Source organism: Candidatus Microbacterium phytovorans (assembly GCA_029202445.1).
In the GTDB taxonomy this organism is placed as follows: Bacteria; Actinomycetota; Actinomycetes; order Actinomycetales; family Microbacteriaceae; genus Microbacterium; species Microbacterium phytovorans.
This window is the reverse complement of the sequence record CP119321.1, coordinates 838,300-858,079: the sequence shown is the minus strand read 5'-3', so window position 1 is coordinate 858,079 and position 19,780 is coordinate 838,300. Positions and strand designations below refer to the sequence as shown.

Here is a 19,780-nt window from a genome sequence, read left to right as displayed (position 1 = left end):
CCATGTCCGCGAGCCCGCGTTCCGGCGCCCTCACCGGCCTCGCTCGCGCGGGCTTCGGCGACCTCGCCGAGACGGACCGGGTCCTCGACGAACTCTCCGCGCTGGTCGGCATCGATCGCGACGCGCTCACCGCCCACGCCGATCGGGCAGCCGACCCCGACGCGGCGTTGGGTGCACTGGCACGAGTGGCACGCCGCGACCCCGCCGCCGTCACCAGCGCGCTGCGAGCCGTTCCCGGCATCCTCTGGTCGCTCCTGGGGGCCTCAGCGGGATTCGCGGATTTCTACCTGCGCCACCCTGAGGAGCTCGCCCACATCGCCGACCCCGCGGCAGGGCTGCCGACGGCTGCCGAACTCCGAGATGAGCTCGCGGAGGCCGTGGGCACGGATGCCGAGGGGTTCGCGGCACGCGGCGACGAATCCGCTTGGGTCGCGCTCCGGGTGCGCTACCGGCGTCTGCTGGCGCGCATCGCGGCCTACGACCTCGCCGCTTCCGACGCCACGACGGTGCTGGCCCCCGTTGCAGCTGCCCTCGCCGACGCGGCGGGAGCAGCGTTGGAGGCGTCACTAAGCGTCGCGCGGACGCGAGTCGTCGCGGGTGGCGCCGGCGCCGGACTGTTCCCGCGGGAGCAGGTCGCGGCGACCCGCCTCGCGATCATCGGCATGGGCAAGACGGGCGCGCGCGAGTTGAACTACGTCAGCGACGTCGACGTCATCTTCGTGGGCGGCGGAACCGCCGAGGGTGTGAGCGCCTACGGGGAGAGCCGCCTCATCGACATCGCGACGCGGCTGGCCGTGCAGACGATGCGTGGTATCTCTGGCGTCGAGATCGAGCCGCCCCTGTGGGAAGTTGACGCCAACCTCCGGCCCGAGGGCAAGCAAGGCGCGCTCGTCCGCTCGCTGGATTCGCATCTCTCGTACTACGACCGCTGGGCGAAGAGCTGGGAGTTCCAGGCGCTCCTCAAGGCGCGCCCTCTTGCCGGCGACGCAGCGCTCGGCGCGGAGTACGTCGCGGCGGTCCAGCCCAAGGTGTGGACGTCCGCCGCGCGCGAGAACTTCGTCGACAGTGTCCAGCGGATGCGGGAGCGGGTCACGGAGCACATCCCCGCCGCCGACGTGCCGTATCAGCTGAAACTCGGTCCGGGCGGCATCCGCGACATCGAGTTCACCGTCCAGCTCCTGCAGCTCGTCCACGGTCTCCAGGACGATCGCATCCGCCAATCCGGCACGCTGCCCGCCCTCGACGCGCTCGTGTCGGAGGGGTACATCGGGCGGGACGACGCGGCGAGCTTCTCGCAGCACTATCGCACCCTCCGCGTCCTCGAGCACCGCGTGCAGCTGGCCGGTCTTCGCCGCACCCACCTGATGCCTTCAAGCCCCGAGGGCCTGCGCGTGCTGGCACGCGCCTCCGGCCTGGCCGAGTCGGGGCCCGCCGTCTGGGCGCTGTGGGAGTCCGTCAAGCGCCAGGTCCGTGAGATTCATGTACGGCTGTTCTACCGCCCCCTCCTGTCCGCCGTCGCTGCCATCCCCGCCGATGAGCAGACCCTGTCGCCGCAGCAGGCGCACGATCGGCTAGCGGCCATCGGCTTCCGGGATCCGGCGGGTGCGCTGCGACACATCGGCGCGCTCACGAGCGGCCTCAGCCGTAAGGCGACGATTCAGCGTCACCTGATCCCGGTCATGCTCCGATGGTTCGCCGACGGCGTCGACCCCGACTACGGACTCCTCGCCTTCAGACGGATCAGCGAACGACTGGGGGACACCCCGTGGTTCCTTCGCATGCTGCGCGACTCGTCGGGTGCCGCCGAGCGGCTGACGCGAGCGCTGTCCGGTTCCCGCTACATCGGCGAACTCATGGAGTGGATTCCGGAATCGGTCGCGTGGCTCGACTCCGAGGAACCGCTGCGCCCGCGCCGAGGCATCGCCCTTCAGGAGGAGGCGCGTGCGATCCAGACGCGTCACCGATCGATCGACGATGCGATGAGCGCGGTACGAGCGCTCCGCCGACGTGAGCTCCTGCGGCTCGCGCTGGCGGCAGTCGTCGGCACGGTGACGATCGAGGATCTCGCACAGGGACTCACGACCGTGAGTGAAGTGACCATTCAAGCGACGCTGCGGGCCGTGCGCCGCGAAGTCGTGCCCCCCGAGGACGACGCCCTCGACTTCGCCGTCATCGCCATGGGTCGGTTCGGCGGCGCGGAACTCGGCTTCGGCTCGGACGCAGACGTCATGTACGTCTACGACGCGAACGGGATCGATCCGCAGCGCGCCCACCACCTGGCGGTCCGCCTCGCGACGGGTCTCCGCACGTACTCGGAGGATCATCGCCTTCCCTTCGAGCTCGACGCGGACCTCCGCCCCGAAGGCCGAAACGGTCCGCTCGCCCGCTCGTACGATGCATACGCCGAGTACTACCGCCGGTGGTCGCTCTCATGGGAGGCGCAGGCGCTGCTCCGGGCACGCGGCGTCGCCGGGAGCACCAAGCTCATCACGCGCTTCATGGCGCTGGCCGATGACGTCCGCTACCCGGCATCCGTCGAACTGCAGGCGGTGCGGGAGATCAAGCGCATCAAGGCGAGGGTCGAGAGCGAACGCCTGCCACAGGGAGCGGACCGCACCCGTCACCTCAAGCTGGGACCTGGCGGGCTCAGCGACGTCGAATGGCTCGTGCAGGTCCTGCAGCTCTCGCACGCGCACCGCGTGCCAGGCCTGCGGACGACGTCCACGATCGCCGCGCTCGAGGCGGCACGGGAAGCAGGGCTGGTGCCGGACGCCGCGGCCGAACGACTCAGCGAGAGTTGGCGGCTGGCGAGCCGACTGCGTTCGGCGAATACTCTCCTGTCAGGTCAGACGAGCGACGTCCTCCCGACGGATCGCGGGAAACTCGACGGCATCGGACGCGTCCTGGAGTATCCGGCCCGCTCGGCCACACTCGTCGAGGAGGATTGGCTGCGCACCGCGCGTCGATCACGCCGTGTCTTCGAGAAGCTCTTCTACGGCTGAGAGCATCTCGGTGCACAACGCCGAAGCGCCCCGGACAGCTCCTGTCCGGGGCGCTTCGAGCAGAATGCGTCAGACGCCGAAGTACAGCTCGTACTCGAAGGGGTGCGGACGCGCCGCGAGCGGCTTGATCTCGTTCTCGATCTTGTACTCGATCCAGGTCTCGATCAGCTCGGGCGTGAACACCCCGCCGGCGAGAAGGAACTCGTGGTCGGCACGGAGAGCCTCCAGCGAGTCCAGCAGCGAGTTGGGCACCTGCGGGATGTTCTTGGCCTCCTCGGGCGGGAGCTCGTAGAGGTCCTTGTCGACCGGCTCGTGCGGCTCGATGCGGTTCTTGATGCCGTCCAGACCCGCCATCATCTGCGCGGCGAAGGCCAGGTAGGGGTTACCGGAAGCGTCGGGCGCGCGGAACTCGATGCGCTTGGCCTTCGGGTTGGAGCCCGTGATCGGGATGCGGATGGCCGCGGAGCGGTTTCCGGCCGAGTACACGAGGTTGACGGGGGCTTCGTATCCCTTGACCAGGCGCTTGTACGAGTTGAGCGTCGGGTTGGTGAACGCGAGCACTGCGGGAGCGTGTGCAAGCAGGCCACCGATGTACCAGCGCGCCGTGTCGGACAGCCCGCCGTAGCCCTTCTCGTCGTAGAAGAGGGGTTCGCCGTTCAGCCACAGCGACTGGTGGGTGTGCATTCCCGAGCCGTTGTCGCCGAAGAGCGGCTTCGGCATGAAGGTTGCGACTTTGCCCCACTGCTCGGCGGTGTTCTTGACGATGTACTTGAACTTGAGGATGTCGTCCGCGGAGTGGACCATCGTGTCGAAACGATAGTTGATCTCCTGCTGGCCACCGGTGCCCACCTCGTGGTGCGCGCGCTCCAGCACGAGACCCGACTCGATGAGCTTCAGCGAGATGTCGTCGCGCAGGTCGGCGGTCTTGTCGACGGGGGAGACGGGGAAGTAGCCGCCCTTGTACGGGGTCTTGTTGGCGAGGTTTCCACCCTCCTCCTCGCGGCCGGTGTTCCAGGCACCCTCCTCGGAGTCGACGCTGTAGAAGCTGGCGTTCTGCGTCACCGAGTAGCGCACGTCGTCGAAGATGTAGAACTCGGCCTCCGGCGCGAAGAACGCGGTGTCGGCGATCCCCGTCGAGGCAAGGTACTTCTCGGCCTTCTTGGCGACCTGACGCGGGTCCTTGGCGTAGATTTCGCCGTTGCGCGGGTTGTAGATGTCGAAGACCATGATGAGCGTCTTCGCCTCGCGGAACGGGTCGAGGTAAGCGGTGGAGACATCCGGGATGAGCTGCATGTCGGACTCGTGGATGTTCGCGAAGCCACGGATCGAGGAGCCGTCGAACAGCTGACCGACGGTGAAGAACTCCTCGTCGACGGTCGATGCAGGGATGTTGAAGTGCTGCTGCACACCCGGGAGATCCGTGAAACGGATGTCGAGGAACTTGACGTCCTCGTCCTTGATGTACTTGAGCACCTCGGATGAATCTTTGAACATGGAGTCTCCAAGATCGGGTGGGAACCGCCACTACCGGCAGGTTGTCTCGAAGCTATCGAAACGGGGTTGCCCGGCAGTATCTCGCATGTTTCGGGCATGTTACAGAGCCATGGTTACGCTGGAGCGGTGACGGATCGCGACAGCACGTACCCCGGCGAGCGACTCGGGATGCCGGAGGCGGGAAGCGGAAGCATCGCTCGCCCCGGTCGTCGGATCGCCGCACTCGCCATCGACTGGGCTTGCGCGGTCATCGTGTCGATCGCGTTCTTCTCGTACGACTCGTTCGCGACGCTGATCGTCTTCGCCGTCGTCCAGCTGGTGTTCCTACCCACGCTGGGAGGGAGCCCGGGCCACCGCCTCGCAGGTCTGCGGATCCAGTTGCTCGGTGGCGGGTGGGTGGGACTGTGGCGCCCCATCATCCGCACGCTGCTACTCCTCATGGTCATCCCCGCGGTGATCTGGGATCCGGATCAGCGTGGACTGCACGACAAGGCGGCCGGGACGGTACTCGTACGCGCCTGACGCCTCAGCGAGGGCGCGGCGCCCGCGCCTTCGTCGGGTCGATCCCCTTAGGGATCGGCAGGGAGGTGACCGACTGCGAGACGGAGTCGACGCGCTTGACGACGGCCGCCATCGTGCCGCGGTCCACCTTCTTCGGGAGCGCCTTGATCGTCGCCGCCAGCTTCGAGATGGGGATATCGCCTTCACCGTGACCGACGTGGAAGACGTGGACAGGCACGCCCGACGCCACGCGCTGCACCTTGACGCGCTCGTCGTTGACGAGCCTCGTGAGACGCCCGGCAGCACCCTCGCCGACGATCACGACACCGCCGCGGCCGATGACGCGGTAAACGGCATCCTGCGTTCGGGGGTTGACGCCGACGGGAGTGTCGGACGCGACCCATCGCCGCCCGAGCGACGTCGACAGCACGTGACCCGCAGCGCCCGGCATGCCGTCGATCTTCTTGTACATCGCTTTAGTCGACAGACGGGTGAGCGTCATCATCGCAGCCAGGATCCCGAACATCACGCCCGTCACGGCCCACAGGATGATGCTCCAGACAGCGACCGGGGGCACGAAGAACCCGACGAGGACGCCGACTCCCGCACCCGCCACCACGATGGCCAACAGCACCCAGGGAGCCCACGAGTAGACGTCACGGGTGAAGCTGACGAGCGAGCGGATCTGGCGGAAGAAGCCGGGCCGCTTTTCGGGGGCGGAACTGCGCGATGACATGGCCCTAAGCCTACCTTCGCCTACACGCCTTCTTCACAGTCCTCGCTGCTCTGTCGCTGTCCACGGCATTCCGGCTGCGAGCAAGACGCCTGTGCGCCGAGACTCACACTCGGAGCATGACGACGAGCCATCTCGCCACGCCCCTCCGCCATCTCTCCGCAGATGACGCTCCGATACCCGGTGACCTCCTTCCTTCGACCGGCGGGCGAGAGCCGCTGGTGCGGACCCCCTTCGACGCCTGGCTGGAGAATCCAGCGTGGCGCGCGGACCCCGACGGTCATCTGCTCGCGCCTCGGGATGTAGAGAGCGGTCCCGACCGCCCGGGCGTTCTGGTCCTCCACTGCCCGTTGCGGCTACGCGGCTGGATTGACGGGCGCGCCGCGGTGACGGATGCCGAAGCCGTCACCCTGTGCGTGAGCATTCTGAGGGGAGCGCTCGAAGCCGACAGACTCGGGATCGTCGCGGGCACCTGGTGGATGACCTCCACCGGCCGTCCTGTGCTTGCAGCAGGGGGCGTGACGCCGTGGCGTACCGAGACCGATGCGATCCTCGGTGAACTCTGTCTCGGAGACGCGGAGCGTGCGACGGCCGTCAGCGCCGCGCGACGTGCGGTCGCCGACGCGAGGCTTCTGATCCGCGATCACGACGCCGTCGAGGACACCCTGTTCTCGCTCGCCGAGCCGAGCCCACTGACGACGGAGTCGGCTCGCCGCGCCCGATCCGTCACCGACAGCGCGCGCGGCGAGATCGAGCGGGTTGTCAGCCGCCGGGAGCCGGCCGTGCTCTCCGTCGTGCGGGGCCACATCGATGGCGACTGGGCGGATCGCGTGCGCGCGGCCTGGGACGGGGTGAGTGCATCGTTCCGCTCTCGCTCGAAGAGAACTGAGCGCGGGCCCGCCGCGGGTACGCGACGACGACGCGTCGTGTTGACCGCCCTCACCGTGTGCATGCTCGTCCTCGTGGGCGGGCTCCTCCTGCCGCAAGACGAGGGCGACCGTGTCGCAGCCGAGCGCCGCAGCATGGCCGGAGGTGTGGATCGCCGGACCGCTTCTTCAGCGGTGAGCGCGAGCCCGACCTCCACTCCGACGCCGTCGGGGGAGTCAGGATCCCCGGACGAAGGCACCGGTCGGGGTGATGCGCCCGAGGCGGTGGTCGCGCTCGTGGAACGTCTGAGCGCCTGTGCCCCTGACGGATGTTCGTCGGAGGTCGTCGAGAACACGCAGGATGTGTTTCCCGCCGGCGCCGCTACGACCGTCGTGAAAAAACGGGAGGTAGCGCTCATCGACGACTACGGCGGTGTCGCCGCCTACCGTGTCACCGCTGACGAGGATCGTGGCGCGCAGATCGTCGTCGTCGTGGCCTCCGACGAAGAATGGCTGGTCCGCGACGTCTACGACGTCACCGACCAGCCATGAACCCTTCGATGAGCCGGAAGGACCGATCAGATGCCGAGCTGCGACTCGAACTCGGCCGCTTCCAGCCGCGCCTTCACCGCGCCGAGGAATCGGGCCGCGTCGGCGCCGTCGATCGTCCGGTGGTCGTAGGACAGCGCCAGGTACACGTACGAACGGACCGAGATCGCTTCCTTCCCGTCGACCGTGACGACGCCGGGACGCTTGACGACCACGCCCGTGCCGAGGATGGCCGACTGAGGCAGGAACACGACAGGCGTGTCGAACAGCGCACCGCGGGAACCGGTGTTGGTGAGCGTGAACGTTCCGCCGGCGAGCTCGTCGGGCTTCAGCTTGTTGTCTCGCGTGCGAGCGGCGAGGTCCGCGATCTCGTGAGCGATCTGAGCCAGGTTCTTCGAACCGGCGTCGCGCAGCACGGGCGTCAGCAGTCCGCGCTCGGTGTCGACGGCGATCGACAGATTCTCCGTCGGCGGGTACACGATGTCGGTCCCGTCGACCGTGGAGTTGATGATCGGGAAAGCCTGAAGGCCCTCGGCCGCGGCCAGCGCGAAGAAGGGAAGGAACGACAGCTTGTCGCCCGTCTTCTCCTGGAAGGTGCCCTTCACCTTGTCGCGGAAGTTGGACAGCTTGGTGACGTCCACCTCGATGACCGTTGTCAGCTGCGCCGTCTGCTGCATCGAGGCGACCGCACGCTCGGCGAGAACCTTGCGCAGGCGCGACATCGGCTGCGTGGTGCCGCGCAGGGGCGAGACCTCGACGACCGGCGCCGCCGCCGGTGCACTTGCCGCGGATGCCGTCGGGGCGGCCGAGGCCGCCTCTGCCGCCTTGAGGACGTCCTCCTTGCGGATACGACCGCCGACACCGGTTCCGGTGACGGAGGCCAGATCGACACCCTGCTGCTGGGCGAGTCGGCGGACGAGCGGGGTCACGTAGGTCGGTCCGTCGTCGTCGACCTGCGATCCGCTGGAGGCAGGCACCGGGGACGGAGCTGCCGATGCGGGAGCCGCGGGGGCCGGAGCTGCCGGAGCAGCGGCGGTCGGAGCTGCGGGAGCGGGCGCTGCGGGCGCCGGAGCGGGCGCTGCGGGCGCCGGAGCGGGCGCAGCGGCAGCCGCGGGCTCGGCCGCGACCGGAGCAGAATCGGTCGGTGCTGCCGGGGCAGGAGCGCCCGAGCCGATGCGAGCGAGCACCGCGCCCACGGCGACCGTCTCGTCTTCCGCGACGACGATCTCCTGGAGCGTTCCCGCGAACGGGGCGGGGATCTCGGTGTCGACCTTGTCGGTCGAGATCTCCAGCAGAGGCTCATCGGCGGCGACCTCCTCGCCGACCTGCTTCAGCCAGCGGGTGACCGTTCCCTCCGTCACGCTCTCGCCGAGCTCGGGGAGCACGACGTCCTTCGCGTCGCCGGCAGGTGCCGCGGCGGGAGCCTCAGCAGTGGGCGCCTCAGCAGCGGGAGCCTCAGCAGTGGGCGCCTCAGCAGCGGGAGCCTCAGCGGCAGGAGCCTCAGCGGCAGGAGCCTCAGCGTCACTTCCGGCTCCGGAACCGTCGCCGATCTTCGCGAGCACCGCGCCGACCTCGACCGTCTCGTCCTCCTGAACCAGGATCTCCTCGATGACACCGCTCACGGGCGACGGGATCTCGGTGTCGACCTTGTCGGTCGAGATCTCCAGCAGGCCCTCATCGGCCTGAACGGTGTCACCTACCTGCTTGAGCCAGCGGGTCACCGTACCCTCGGTGACGCTCTCTCCGAGCGCGGGGAGGACCACGGATGTGCTCATGGGTGTGTCTCCTTCAGACGTATCGATGTCATCTTTAGCTTACTGACCCGCGGGACTGCGTCGTCAGAGTGCGTGCAGGGGCTTGCCTGCGAGCGCGAGGAACGCCTCGCCGAGGGCTTCGCTCTGCGTGGGGTGGGCGTGGATCAACGGCGCAAGGTCCTCCGGATGGGCTTCCCATCCGACCGCGAGCTGCCCCTCCGTGATGAGCTCGCCCACGCGGTCGCCCACGAGATGCACGCCGACGACGGGTCCGTCGGCCAGACGCACGACCTTGACGAGACCGGCGGTCCCGATGATCTCGCTCTTGCCGTTGCCTGCCAGGTTGTACTCGTACGCCACGACACGGTCACCGTGCTCGGCGCGCGCCTGCGCCTCCGTGACCCCCACCGAAGCGACCTCAGGGCTCGAATAGGTGACGCGCGGGATCGTGGTCTCGGGAACCGCCACGGGGGCAAGACCCGCGATCTCCTCAGCGACGAAGATTCCCTGCTGGAACCCCCGATGGGCGAGCTGGAGGCCAGGCACGATGTCCCCGACGGCCCAGACATGGGGAACGTTCGTGCGCAGCCGCTCATCGACCGGCACGAACCCTCGGTCGAGGGTGACACCGGCATCCTCGAATCCGAGACCAGCGGTCGCAGGGCCACGACCGATAGCGACGAGGAGGTAGTCGGCGACGAGTTCCTCCCCGCCCTCCAAGCGCACCGTGACGCTGTCGTCCGACTGCTCGGCCGACGCGAATCGCTGACCCAACTTCGCCACGATGCCGCGCTTGCGGAATGCTCGCTCGAGCCCCTTGCTCAGCGCGACGTCCTCATTGGGCACGAGATGGTCGAGCGCCTCGACGATGGTGACCTCGACGCCGAAGGAGCGCCAGACGCTGGCGAACTCCACCCCGATGACGCCGCCGCCGAGGATCACGACCCGGCTCGGGACCTCCTGCAGGGCGAGGGCCTCCTCGCTCGTGAGGATGCGTCCCCCCGCTTCGAGGCCGGGGATCAACTTGGTGAACGACCCGGTGGCCAGCACCACGTCGGTACCGCGATAGACGTCCTCGCCCACCGCGACGCCGCGGTCGGCGAGCAAGCGACCCTCGCCGGCGACGACGGTGATCCCGCGGGCCTTCACAAGTCCCTCGAGACCCTTGAACTTCTTCGCGACGATACCTTCGCGGTACGCCGTGACCCCGGGCATGTCGATCCCGTCGAACGTGGCCGTCACGCCGACCGACGCCGCGTCGCGGACGTGCTCGGCGACCTCCGCCGAGTGGAGGAGCGCTTTGGTCGGGATGCAGCCGCGATGCAGGCACGTACCCCCGAGCTTGTCCTTCTCGATGAGCACGACGGACTTGCCGAGCTCCGCGGCCCGGAGCGCGGCGGCGTACCCTCCGCTCCCGCCTCCGAGGATGACGATGTCGGCTGCGTGCTCGGTCATGATGCGTCTCCTGTGACGAACTCGATGAGTGAACGGACGGTCGCCGCCGTCGGGCCCTTGTCCGTGGACCCGAACGCGGCCTTTGTGGTTCCGGAACCCGCGATGTCGAGGTGGACCCAGGGGATGCGTGGCGCGTCGGCTTCTTCGGAGACCCGCCCGACGAATCGCCGGAGGAAGAGCCCCGCGAAGAGCGATCCGCCGGCCGGGTCGCCGATCTTCGCATTCTGGAGATCGGCGATAGGGGAGTCCAGCTCCTCCTCCATGTGTTCGGGCAGCGGGAGCGGCCACGCCGGTTCACCGGCGCGTTCCGCGGCGGCGAGGTATTCGCCGACGGCGACGTCATCGCCCATGACGCCCGTGTGCCGGTTCCCCAGCGCGACCGAGATCGCGCCGGTGAGAGTCGCTACATCGATGAGGACGTCGGGCTGCTCGCGGCTGGCGGCGACGAGACCGTCCGCGAGCACGAGCCGACCTTCGGCATCCGTGTTGAGAACCTCCACCGTGGTGCCGTCGGCGATGCGGACCACGTCACCGGGACGCGTCGCGCGCCCCGACGGCATGTTGTCCGCGATGCAGAGCCAGCCCGTGACGCGCACCGGCGCCTCGAGCCGGGCAGCGGCGGTGACGACGGCGAGCACGGTCGCGGCACCGCACATGTCGTACTTCATACCCACCATCCCCGCGGGAGGCTTCAACGACAGACCGCCGGTGTCGAAGGTGATCCCCTTGCCGACCAGCGCGATGTGACGTGTCGCACCCTCGGGCGCGTACTCCAATCGCACGAGGCGCGGCGGTCGATCCGAGCCCTGCCCGACCCCGAGGATGCCGCCGAAGCCCTCCTCGGCGAGCCGACGCTCATCGAACACGTCGACCGACACGGGTAGCCCCGCCGCTGCCTCGACGGCGCGGTCGGCGAGATCCTGCGGGCCGAGCCACTCCGCGGGGATATGGACGAGGTCCTTCACGAGCGCCGTTGCCCGACCGACAGCGGCGACGACGCGCTGGTCGGACTCCGCGGGCACCTCCGGCGCGGCGATCACGACGCGTGAGGCGCGGGGCTTGCCTGCATCGCGTTTGTACCCTTGGAACCGGTAGCCCCCGAGCACGACACCTTCGGCGACGGCGCGGACGAGCGCGGGAACAGTGGGCGCGGAGACGGCGAGGTCGTCGAATCCCGTCGTCGTGCGGACGGCCGCGCCGACCGCGTCGCGCACCGCCACCGCGTCAGGGTTCGTGCCGATGCCGACGACGAAGAGCGGCAGAGAGGTCACGCCCGGCGCGTACGCGCGGATGACGCTTCCCGCCGCGCCGGAGAAGCCGACCCCCTCCAGCACTTCCGCAAGGCCCGGAAGCGCCGCCAGCGCATCGCTGGCGGCTCCGATCGGGGGGAGGGCCAGCACGAGGGCATCCGCCTCGATGTCGGCCAGGGCGGACGTGGTGAACGACAGCTCCGGGAACGGCATGGGCTCCATCCTAGTTTTGGTTTGGCGGCGTCGCGCCGAACCGGCCGGTCGCGTGTTCGCTGTCAGCGCGACCGATGCGGAGCCGGCCCGCGCGACGGCTCGTACAGTGGAGTCATGCCCTTGTCCGGTCCTCTGTATGAGCGTGTCGCGACCGCCCCGCCCATCCCCAGCGGTCTGCCGCTGGTGATCGTGCTGACGGGGTTCACGGATGCCGGGAGCGCGGCGTCGCGGATGGTCGACTTCTTCCGCGATGATCTCGACCCCACCCCCGTCCTCTCGTTCTCCTCGGACGTCCTGCTGGACTACCGCGCTCGACGCCCGCTGATCACCTTCGAGGCGGACCACTTGACGGGATACCGACCGCCGCGTCTGGAACTGGCGCTCGCGCACGACTCCCTCGGTCAGCCGTTCGTGCTCCTGTCCGGTTACGAACCGGACTTCGCCTGGGAGGCCTTCACCGAGACCGTCGTCGGACTCGCCGAAGGCCTGCAGACGTCGACGGTCACCTGGGTGCACGCCATCCCGATGCCGGTTCCCCACACACGCCCGATCGGCACGACCGTCAGCGGCACACGAGCCGATCTCACCAAGGCCCACTCCGTGTGGCAGCCGCACACGCAGGTGCCTGCCACAGTGGGTCATCTCCTGGAGTACCGGTTCGCGCAGGCTGGCGCCGACGTTGCGGGGTTCGTGCTACTGATCCCGCACTACCTCGGCGACACCGACTATCCCGCGGCCGCGATTGCCGGGCTCGACAGCGTCTCCGTCGCGACCGGGCTGGTGTTCGACCTGGACGATCTTCGCGAAGAGAACCGGGAGTACCTCGAAAAGGTGACCGAGCAGGTATCGGGAAGCGACGAGCTCACCGCGATGCTGCACAATCTCGAAGAGCGCTACGACTCGTACATGGCCGGTGCCACACGCGCCCAGCCGATCATCCATACGGGCGATCTGCCGAGCGCGGATGAGCTGGCGGCTGAACTCGAGCGCTACCTCGCCACACGTCCACCGGGTGACGAGGACAAGCGAGGCCGTCTCTGACCCTCTGCAGTCCACCGATGAGGAGTGCCCCGAAGACTGCGCCCCGTCGGCAGACGCGTCGAGACCCATTCGTCCTGCGTCCCGGGACGACGCGGCCTCTTCCGCGCGAGAACTGTGAGAGAATGGATGATCTGACCCGTTGTCACCCTCTGTCGTCTGCCTGCGCAGACCGCTGAGGACTTGACAAGGGTCTTACTAGTGTCCGAAAACCCGACGGCATCCGTCGGTGAAAGGCGAGACGTGACGTCAGGCACGAAGAGCACCCGCACCCGCAAGGCTGAGGACACCGACGAGGCGACCACGGCTGAGCAGACGGCCCCCGCGAAGAAGCCTGCGGCCAAGACGCCGGCGAAGGCGAAGGCGACGCCCGCCAAGAGCCGTGCAGGAAAAGCGAAGGCCGCGGCCGACGACGAGGACGCCGATCTCGAGGACGAGGTCGACATCGAAGAGGCCGATCTTTCGGATGACGCCGACGAGTCCGAGGACAGCGACGACACCGAGAAGAAGGCGAAGAAGAGCGACTCGGACGACGAGGACGACGAGGAAGATGCAGCCAAGCCGGCATTTTCCGAGCCGCTCCCGACAGGCGCCATCGTCATCACGTCGAGCGACGAGGACGATGTCCCGGTCTACTCCACACAGATCACCGGCGCCACTGCCGACCCGGTCAAGGACTATCTGAAGCAGATCGGTAAAGTTCCGCTTCTGAACGCGGCCGAAGAGGTCGAGTTGGCCATGCGCATCGAGGCCGGCCTGTTCGCCGAAGAGAAGCTGTCGCACATGACGGCGAGTGAGAAGTCGGCGCAGCTCGGACTCGACCTGCAGTGGGTCGCTCGCGACGGTCAGCGCGCCAAGAGCCACCTGCTCGGCGCGAACCTCCGTCTGGTCGTCTCCCTCGCGAAGCGGTACACCGGCCGCGGCATGCAGTTCCTGGATTTGATCCAGGAGGGCAACCTCGGACTCATCCGCGCGGTCGAGAAGTTCGACTACACCAAGGGCTTCAAGTTCTCCACGTATGCCACCTGGTGGATCCGCCAGGCGATCACCCGCGCGATGGCCGACCAGGCGCGCACCATCCGCATCCCGGTGCACATGGTCGAAGTCATCAACAAGCTCGCGCGTGTGCAGCGTCAAATGCTGCAGGACTTGGGTCGCGAACCCACGCCGGAAGAGCTCAGCCGTGAGCTCGACATGACCCCTGAGAAGGTCATCGAAGTGCAGAAGTACGGGCGTGAGCCCATCTCTCTGCACACGCCGCTGGGTGAAGACGGTGACAGCGAGTTCGGCGATCTGATCGAAGACACCGAAGCCGTCGTGCCGGCAGACGCGGTGGGCTTCACGATGCTGCAGCGACAGCTCGAAGCACTGCTCGACTCGTTGTCCGAGCGCGAGGCGGGAGTCATCCGTATGCGCTTCGGCCTCGGCGACGGCCAGCCGAAGACGCTCGATCAGATCGGCGACACGTTCGGTGTCACCCGCGAGCGCATCCGGCAGATCGAGTCGAAGACGATGGCCAAGCTCCGACACCCGTCGCGGTCGCAGTCGCTGCGGGACTACCTCGAATGAGCGCACAGGCGAACGACGGGAAGTCGCTCGAGATCGCGATCGACGGAGCGTCGTACGCGCGTATTCCGTTGCGCACCCGCGTCGTGATGCCCGGTGACGACCTCGACGAGTTCATCACCGAGTACGCCTCCGGCCATCTGACCGACGGAGACATCCTCTTCGTCACCGAGAAGATCGTGGCGATCACTCAGGGGCGTTCGTACCTGGTCGAGGACATCTCTCCCCGTCCGCTGGCCCGCTTCCTGTCGCGCTACGTCGTCAAGACGTCCTACGGAATCGGTCTCGGCATGCCGGAAACGATGGAGATGGCCCTGCGAGAATGCGGTACGCCGCGCATCCTGTTCGCCGCGGCGGTGAGTGCCGTGGGAAAGCTCGTCGGTCGTCGCGGGGACTTCTACCGCATCGCCGGCGACAAGGCACGCTCTATCGACGGACCGACTCGGCACACCATCCCGCCATACAACAAGGCGGTCGTGCTGGGCCCACTCGAACCGGAAAAGGTCGCGGCGCGCCTCAAAGCTCTTCTGGGTGGTACGAACGAGGTCGCCGTCGTCGACATCAACGACATCGGCGGCAACATCCTCGGATCGACGCTGGATCGCGCGGGCGAGCGGGATCTCGTACGCATCCTCGGCGACAACCCGCTGGGCCAGGGCCACCAGTCGACCCCGCTGGGCATCATCCGCCGCACCGCCGGGATCTGACGTGCGAGCGCTCAACCGGCTGTACCGTCGCGCGCGCTTCTTCGTCAAGCGCGTCGTGTCTTTCGATCGCGAGCGGGTGCTGCAGTTCGCGCGTCAATCGGCGACGCTCTCGAAGGCACCGCTGTGGTGGGTCGTGATCGACATGGCGTGGTGCGCCGTGCGTTACGAGACGACGTTCGAGAACTACTCGGAGTGGGATTTCCGTCTCCTTCGCGCGCGCGAACGCAAGACCTACATGACCGACCCCAAGTCGTTCCACCTGTCCCGCAAGCTCAACGACAACGCACAGCGCTCGATTTTCGACGACAAGCTGCGGTTCGCTGAGCACTTCGGCGACGAGCTGGGCCGCGCGTGGCTCGACGTCTCCGTGACCGGCGTGGAGGAGCTCGGCGAGTTCGTTCGGCGGTTCGATCGCATCATCACCAAGAATCCCGGCGGCGTCGGCGGCAATGGCATCGCGCTCCGGGATACCGTCGACATCGATGACGTTCACGCGCTCCGCGATGAGTTGCTCGCCTCCGGCCAGACGCTCGCCGAGGAGGTTCTCGTGCAGCATCCCGAGATGGCGCGCCTGTATCCCGGGAGCGTCAACTCGTTGCGCGTCGTCACCTATCTCGACCCGGACGACGAAGTCCATGTGCTGGCCGCCGTCCTCAAGGTCGGCAACGGCGGCGTCATCGACAACTTCAGCAACGGTGGGATGTACACCATGCTCGACGACGGCGGCCGCGCGCTCCACGCCGCCAGCGACGAGGAAGGACACCCGTTCGAGGTGCACCCGATCACGGGCGTCGCGATCACGGGTTACCAGGTGCCGCTGTACGACGAGGTGCTCGCCCTCGTGGACACGCTCGCGCGCCGCGTACCCGCGCTGCCCTACATCGGGTGGGACATCGCGATCACGCCCGATCGCCCGGTGGTCATCGAGGGCAACCACAACACCGGTGTGTTCCAATCGAAGCCGTCGGTCTCCGGCATCCGTCGCGGTCTTCTGCCGCGCTACCGCGCCGCCATGCGCTTCTGACAGCAGCCGAGGGAAGGAAACCACCGATGGGGAAAGCCACCGTGCGTCTTCGCTACTTGGCGCGCCGTGCCCGCAAGCTCCGCCCGGGCAACCTCATCGAGTTCGCCCGCCAAGCGCAGAAGGTGTCTCGCGCGCCCCTGCCGGTGCTGATCGCCGACATGCTGTGGTGCTCCCTCAAGTACGACATGGGCTTCCGCGACTACGCCGTGTGGGACATCCGTCTCCTCACCGCGAAGGAGCGAGCGACGTGGATGACGCATCCGAAGTCGTTCCGCATCACCCGCATGCACAACACACCGGAGGGCCGCGCAAAGCTCGAGGACAAGCGTCGGTTCGCCCGCGAATACGCCGACCTGCTCGGGCGCGAGACGATCGACCTGCGCGACGTGGACGACGCCGAGCTCGGCTCTTTCCTCTCGCGTCACCCGAAGGTGCTCGCGAAGCCGTTCGAGGGTCAGGGCGGTGGCGGCATCACGTTGTACGAGAACGTGACGGATGCCGCGGCGTTCCGCGCCGAGATCACGGCGGCCGGACAGTCGATCGTCGACGAGTTCATCGTCCAACACCCGCAGATGAGCGCGCTATACCCGGACAGCGTCAACACCGTGCGGATGATCACGTTCCTCGACACGCGTGGGGGAGAGCCCGGGCGTGTTCACCTGCTGGCGGCGGTGCTGCGCATCGGCAACGGCGACGTGATCGACAACTTCGCGTCCGGCGGCATGTTCACGATGCTCGATGAGCAGGGTGTCGCCTTGTACCCGGGAGTGGACAAGAAGAGCAACGTCTACGCGGAACACCCGGTGACCGGAACTCCCATCGTCGGCTTCGCCGTCCCGATGTACGACGAGATCGTCGCTCTGACCGAGAAACTCGCCCGCCGCACCCCCGAGGCTCCCTATGTGGGGTGGGACCTGGCGATCACACCCGATGGTCCCGTCGTGATCGAGGGCAACCACAACTCCAGCGTCTTCCAGCCGAAGCCGTCGGCGTCGGGGGTACGCACCGGACTCCTGCCGGTCTACCAGGCTGCCGTCGGCTTCTGACGCACGCGCCACGCACGACGCCCGGGCACCGCAAGGCGCGGGGACACGACCTCCGTCAGGGGAGGAGTCGCGCAGTCTCGTCGTGCCACGACGTGGCGACGGCGCGCAGCTTCTCTTCGTACTTGCGACCGTGGTGCGCGCAGAAGAGAAGTTCGCTGCCGTTGACCTCTGCCGCGATGTAGGCCTGCGCCCCGCACGAGTCACAACGATCCGCCGCCGTGAGGCGGTGCTCGAGGACGGCGGGCTCTGCTGTGGTCGAGATGCTCATTCTGGGTGCCTCCTCGGTGCTTCTACTCCAGTGCGGGCTCACTAAATACAACCACGCGATACCGAGGACGATGCCCGCGGGAGGTCACATTTCGCTGTACGCGTACGGCGTGTTGCCTGACCTGGTGTGCGTGCGCGGCCCCCACGTGTGTCGAGAGCCGCAGGCGGCGGAGCCGCAGATACGCTGGGAGATTGTGACAGCCGAGTATTCCGCCCATCATCTCCAGGTGCTCGAGGGGCTCGAGGCGGTGCGCAAGCGGCCGGGCATGTACATCGGCTCGACGGACTCTCGCGGCCTCATGCACTGCGTGTGGGAGATCATCGACAACTCTGTCGACGAAGCCCTCGCCGGTCACGGCACGCGCATCGACATCGTGCTGCACGCCGACGGCAGCGTGGAAGTCCGCGACCGGGCCCGCGGCATCCCGGTCGACGTGGAACCGCGCACCGGGCTGACGGGCGTCGAAGTCGTGTTCACCAAGCTCCACGCGGGCGGCAAGTTCGGCGGCGGGTCGTATGCGGCCTCCGGCGGCCTCCACGGCGTCGGCGCGTCGGTGGTGAACGCGCTGTCCGAACGGCTCGACGTCGAGGTGGATCGCGGCGGCAAGACCTACGCGATGTCGTTCCACCGCGGTGAACCCGGCATCTTCTCCGGTCCCGGCCTCGACGCCACCTTCACGCCGTTCGACGCGTCATCCGAACTGCGGGTCATCGGCAAGGCCGCGAAGGGGGTCACCGGCACACGCATCCGCTATTGGGCGGACCGTCAGATCTTCACCAAGGATGCCGCGTTCGGTCTCACCGAGCTCGAGCAGCGCGCCCGACAGACGGCGTTCCTGGTACCCGGACTGGAGATCGTCATCGTCGATCACCGGCCCGTCGACGACCCCGACGTGACGCTGCCCCGCGAGACGAGCTTCCGCTACGACGGCGGGATCTCGGAGTTTGCCGAGTTCCTCGCCCCCGACGCCCCCGTCACCGACACCTGGCGGCTCACCGGCGAGGGAACGTTCACCGAAACGGTGCCCGTGCTGCAGCCTTCGGGGGCGATGGTTCCGACAGAGGTGCTGCGCACGTGCGAGGTCGATATCGCCCTGCGCTGGGGCACCGGTTACGACACGGTGACCCGCTCGTTCGTCAACATCATCTCGACGCCCAAGGGCGGCACGCACCAGGCCGGCTTCGAGCAAGGACTCATGAAGCTCGTGCGCGATCAGGTGCAGCAGAACGCGCGCCGTCTGAAAGTGGGCGCGAACGAGAAGATCGAGAAGGACGACATCCTCGCCGGACTCACAGCGGTCCTCACGGTCAGCTTCCCGGAGCCGCAGTTCGAGGGTCAGACCAAAGAGGTGCTCGGCACCCCCGCGATCCGCGCGATCGTGGCGAGTGTCGTCGCGAAGCAGCTGGGCGCCCGCTTCTCGTCGACGAAACGCGAAGACAAGACCCAGACGGCGCTCCTGCTCGAGAAGGTCGTCTCGGAGATGAAGGCGCGCGTCTCGGCACGCACGCACAAGGAGACGCAGCGGCGCAAGAACGCGCTCGAGTCCTCGTCACTGCCCGCCAAACTGGCGGACTGCCGGACCAACGACGTCGCCGAGTCGGAGCTGTTCATCGTCGAGGGCGATTCCGCGCTCGGCACCGCGAAGCACGCGCGCAACAGCGAATATCAGGCGCTCCTCCCGATCCGCGGGAAGATCCTCAACGTCCAGAAGGCGTCGATCAGCGACATGCTGTCCAATGCGGAGTGCGCCGCGATCATCCAGACGATCGGCGCCGGTTCCGGTCGCTCGTTCGACATCGAGTCGGCTCGCTACGGCAAGATCATCCTCATGAGCGACGCCGACGTCGACGGGGCGCACATCCGCACCCTGCTGCTGACGCTGTTCTTCCGCTACATGCGCCCCCTCATCGAGGAAGGACGCGTGTATGCGGCGGTGCCCCCGCTGCATCGCGTGATCGTCGTCAACCCGGGCTCCAAGCCCAACGAAACGATCTACACCTACTCGGAGCAGGAACTGCACACTCTGCTCACGAAACTGCAGAAGTCGGGACGTCGCTGGCAGGAGCCCGTGCAGCGCTACAAGGGTCTCGGCGAGATGGATGCCGATCAGCTCGCGACCACGACGATGGACCGCAACGGGCGCACCCTCCGCCGCGTGCGAGTGGAGCACGCCGAGGCCGCCACCGGCATCTTCGAACTGCTGATGGGGTCGGAGGTCGCCCCTCGCCGCGACTTCATCGTGTCCTCGGCGGACCGTCTCGATCGCGAGGCCATCGACGCCTGACCGCGGCGTGCCCTGACGGCACCGATGAGG

The 19,780-nt window shown here is 67.7% G+C and carries 15 protein-coding genes; 9 read left to right on the top strand and 6 right to left on the bottom strand.

Translation table 11 applies throughout. The features are described from left to right. Nucleotides 1-2: 2 nt before the first annotated feature. Nucleotides 3-3,002, top strand: a complete 3,000-nt coding sequence (locus P0Y48_04065) for a bifunctional [glutamine synthetase] adenylyltransferase/[glutamine synthetase]-adenylyl-L-tyrosine phosphorylase (protein WEK14390.1) — start codon at nt 3-5, stop codon at nt 3,000-3,002. Between the two features lie 69 nt (nt 3,003-3,071). Here P0Y48_04065 and glnA read toward each other — a convergent pair whose 3' ends face one another. Then, entirely contained in the window at nt 3,072-4,496 is a 1,425-nt protein-coding gene (gene glnA / locus P0Y48_04060; GenBank protein WEK14389.1) for a type I glutamate--ammonia ligase, read from the bottom strand. A 168-nt stretch (nt 4,497-4,664) separates the two neighbouring features. On the opposite strand from glnA, the gene P0Y48_04055 reads away from it, so the two are divergent. After that, entirely contained in the window at nt 4,665-5,018 is a 354-nt protein-coding gene (locus P0Y48_04055) for an RDD family protein (protein ID WEK15005.1), read from the top strand. A 4-nt stretch (nt 5,019-5,022) separates the two neighbouring features. Here P0Y48_04055 and P0Y48_04050 read toward each other — a convergent pair whose 3' ends face one another. Further along, nucleotides 5,023-5,733 carry a DUF4191 domain-containing protein gene (locus P0Y48_04050; GenBank protein ID WEK14388.1) on the bottom strand — a complete coding sequence of 237 codons (711 nt, stop codon included), beginning with the start codon at nt 5,731-5,733 and terminating at the stop codon, nt 5,023-5,025. Nucleotides 5,734-5,849: 116 nt separating this feature from the next. Between P0Y48_04050 and P0Y48_04045 the strand changes: the two genes are divergently transcribed. Continuing rightward, nucleotides 5,850-7,148, top strand: coding sequence for a hypothetical protein (locus P0Y48_04045; GenBank protein ID WEK14387.1), 1,299 nt, complete (start codon nt 5,850-5,852; stop codon nt 7,146-7,148). A 26-nt stretch (nt 7,149-7,174) separates the two neighbouring features. Here the strand turns inward: P0Y48_04045 and sucB are convergent, their stop codons facing one another. The 3 genes from sucB to P0Y48_04030 all read right to left on the bottom strand — a co-directional run bounded on the left by sucB (nt 7,175) and on the right by P0Y48_04030 (nt 11,817). After that, on the bottom strand, nt 7,175-8,920 hold the full coding sequence (sucB, locus tag P0Y48_04040) for a 2-oxoglutarate dehydrogenase, E2 component, dihydrolipoamide succinyltransferase (GenBank protein ID WEK14386.1): 1,746 nt from the start codon (nt 8,918-8,920) through the stop codon (nt 7,175-7,177). Nucleotides 8,921-8,983: 63 nt separating this feature from the next. Further along, nucleotides 8,984-10,354, bottom strand: a complete 1,371-nt coding sequence (gene lpdA, locus P0Y48_04035; GenBank protein ID WEK14385.1) for a dihydrolipoyl dehydrogenase — start codon at nt 10,352-10,354, stop codon at nt 8,984-8,986. Continuing rightward, nucleotides 10,351-11,817: a leucyl aminopeptidase gene (locus P0Y48_04030; protein WEK14384.1), complete on the bottom strand. Its 1,467-nt coding sequence runs from the start codon at nt 11,815-11,817 to the stop codon at nt 10,351-10,353. The genes lpdA and P0Y48_04030 overlap by 4 nt, the downstream gene beginning before the upstream one ends. Nucleotides 11,818-11,931: 114 nt before the next feature. Here P0Y48_04030 and P0Y48_04025 point away from each other — a divergent pair, with 114 nt between their 5' ends. From P0Y48_04025 to P0Y48_04005, 5 genes are all read left to right on the top strand, one after another. Continuing rightward, nucleotides 11,932-12,858 carry a PAC2 family protein gene (locus P0Y48_04025; GenBank protein ID WEK14383.1) on the top strand — a complete coding sequence of 309 codons (927 nt, stop codon included), beginning with the start codon at nt 11,932-11,934 and terminating at the stop codon, nt 12,856-12,858. Between the two features lie 240 nt (nt 12,859-13,098). Continuing rightward, entirely contained in the window at nt 13,099-14,424 is a 1,326-nt protein-coding gene (locus tag P0Y48_04020) for an RNA polymerase sigma factor (GenBank protein ID WEK14382.1), read from the top strand. Next, entirely contained in the window at nt 14,421-15,128 is a 708-nt protein-coding gene (locus P0Y48_04015) for a coenzyme F420-0:L-glutamate ligase (GenBank protein WEK14381.1), read from the top strand. Before P0Y48_04020 ends, P0Y48_04015 begins: the two co-directional genes overlap by 4 nt. A 1-nt stretch (nt 15,129) precedes the next feature. Next, nucleotides 15,130-16,152, top strand: coding sequence for a sugar-transfer associated ATP-grasp domain-containing protein (locus P0Y48_04010; protein WEK14380.1), 1,023 nt, complete (start codon nt 15,130-15,132; stop codon nt 16,150-16,152). A gap of 26 nt (nt 16,153-16,178) precedes the next feature. Beyond that, nucleotides 16,179-17,198 carry a sugar-transfer associated ATP-grasp domain-containing protein gene (locus tag P0Y48_04005; GenBank protein WEK14379.1) on the top strand — a complete coding sequence of 340 codons (1,020 nt, stop codon included), beginning with the start codon at nt 16,179-16,181 and terminating at the stop codon, nt 17,196-17,198. A gap of 55 nt (nt 17,199-17,253) precedes the next feature. Here P0Y48_04005 and P0Y48_04000 read toward each other — a convergent pair whose 3' ends face one another. Further along, nucleotides 17,254-17,466, bottom strand: a complete 213-nt coding sequence (locus P0Y48_04000; protein WEK14378.1) for a hypothetical protein — start codon at nt 17,464-17,466, stop codon at nt 17,254-17,256. Between the two features lie 190 nt (nt 17,467-17,656). Here P0Y48_04000 and P0Y48_03995 point away from each other — a divergent pair, with 190 nt between their 5' ends. Continuing rightward, nucleotides 17,657-19,750 (top strand): DNA topoisomerase IV subunit B, encoded by a 2,094-nt coding sequence (locus P0Y48_03995; protein ID WEK15004.1) that lies wholly within the window; start codon nt 17,657-17,659, stop codon nt 19,748-19,750. Nucleotides 19,751-19,780 lie beyond the last annotated feature (30 nt).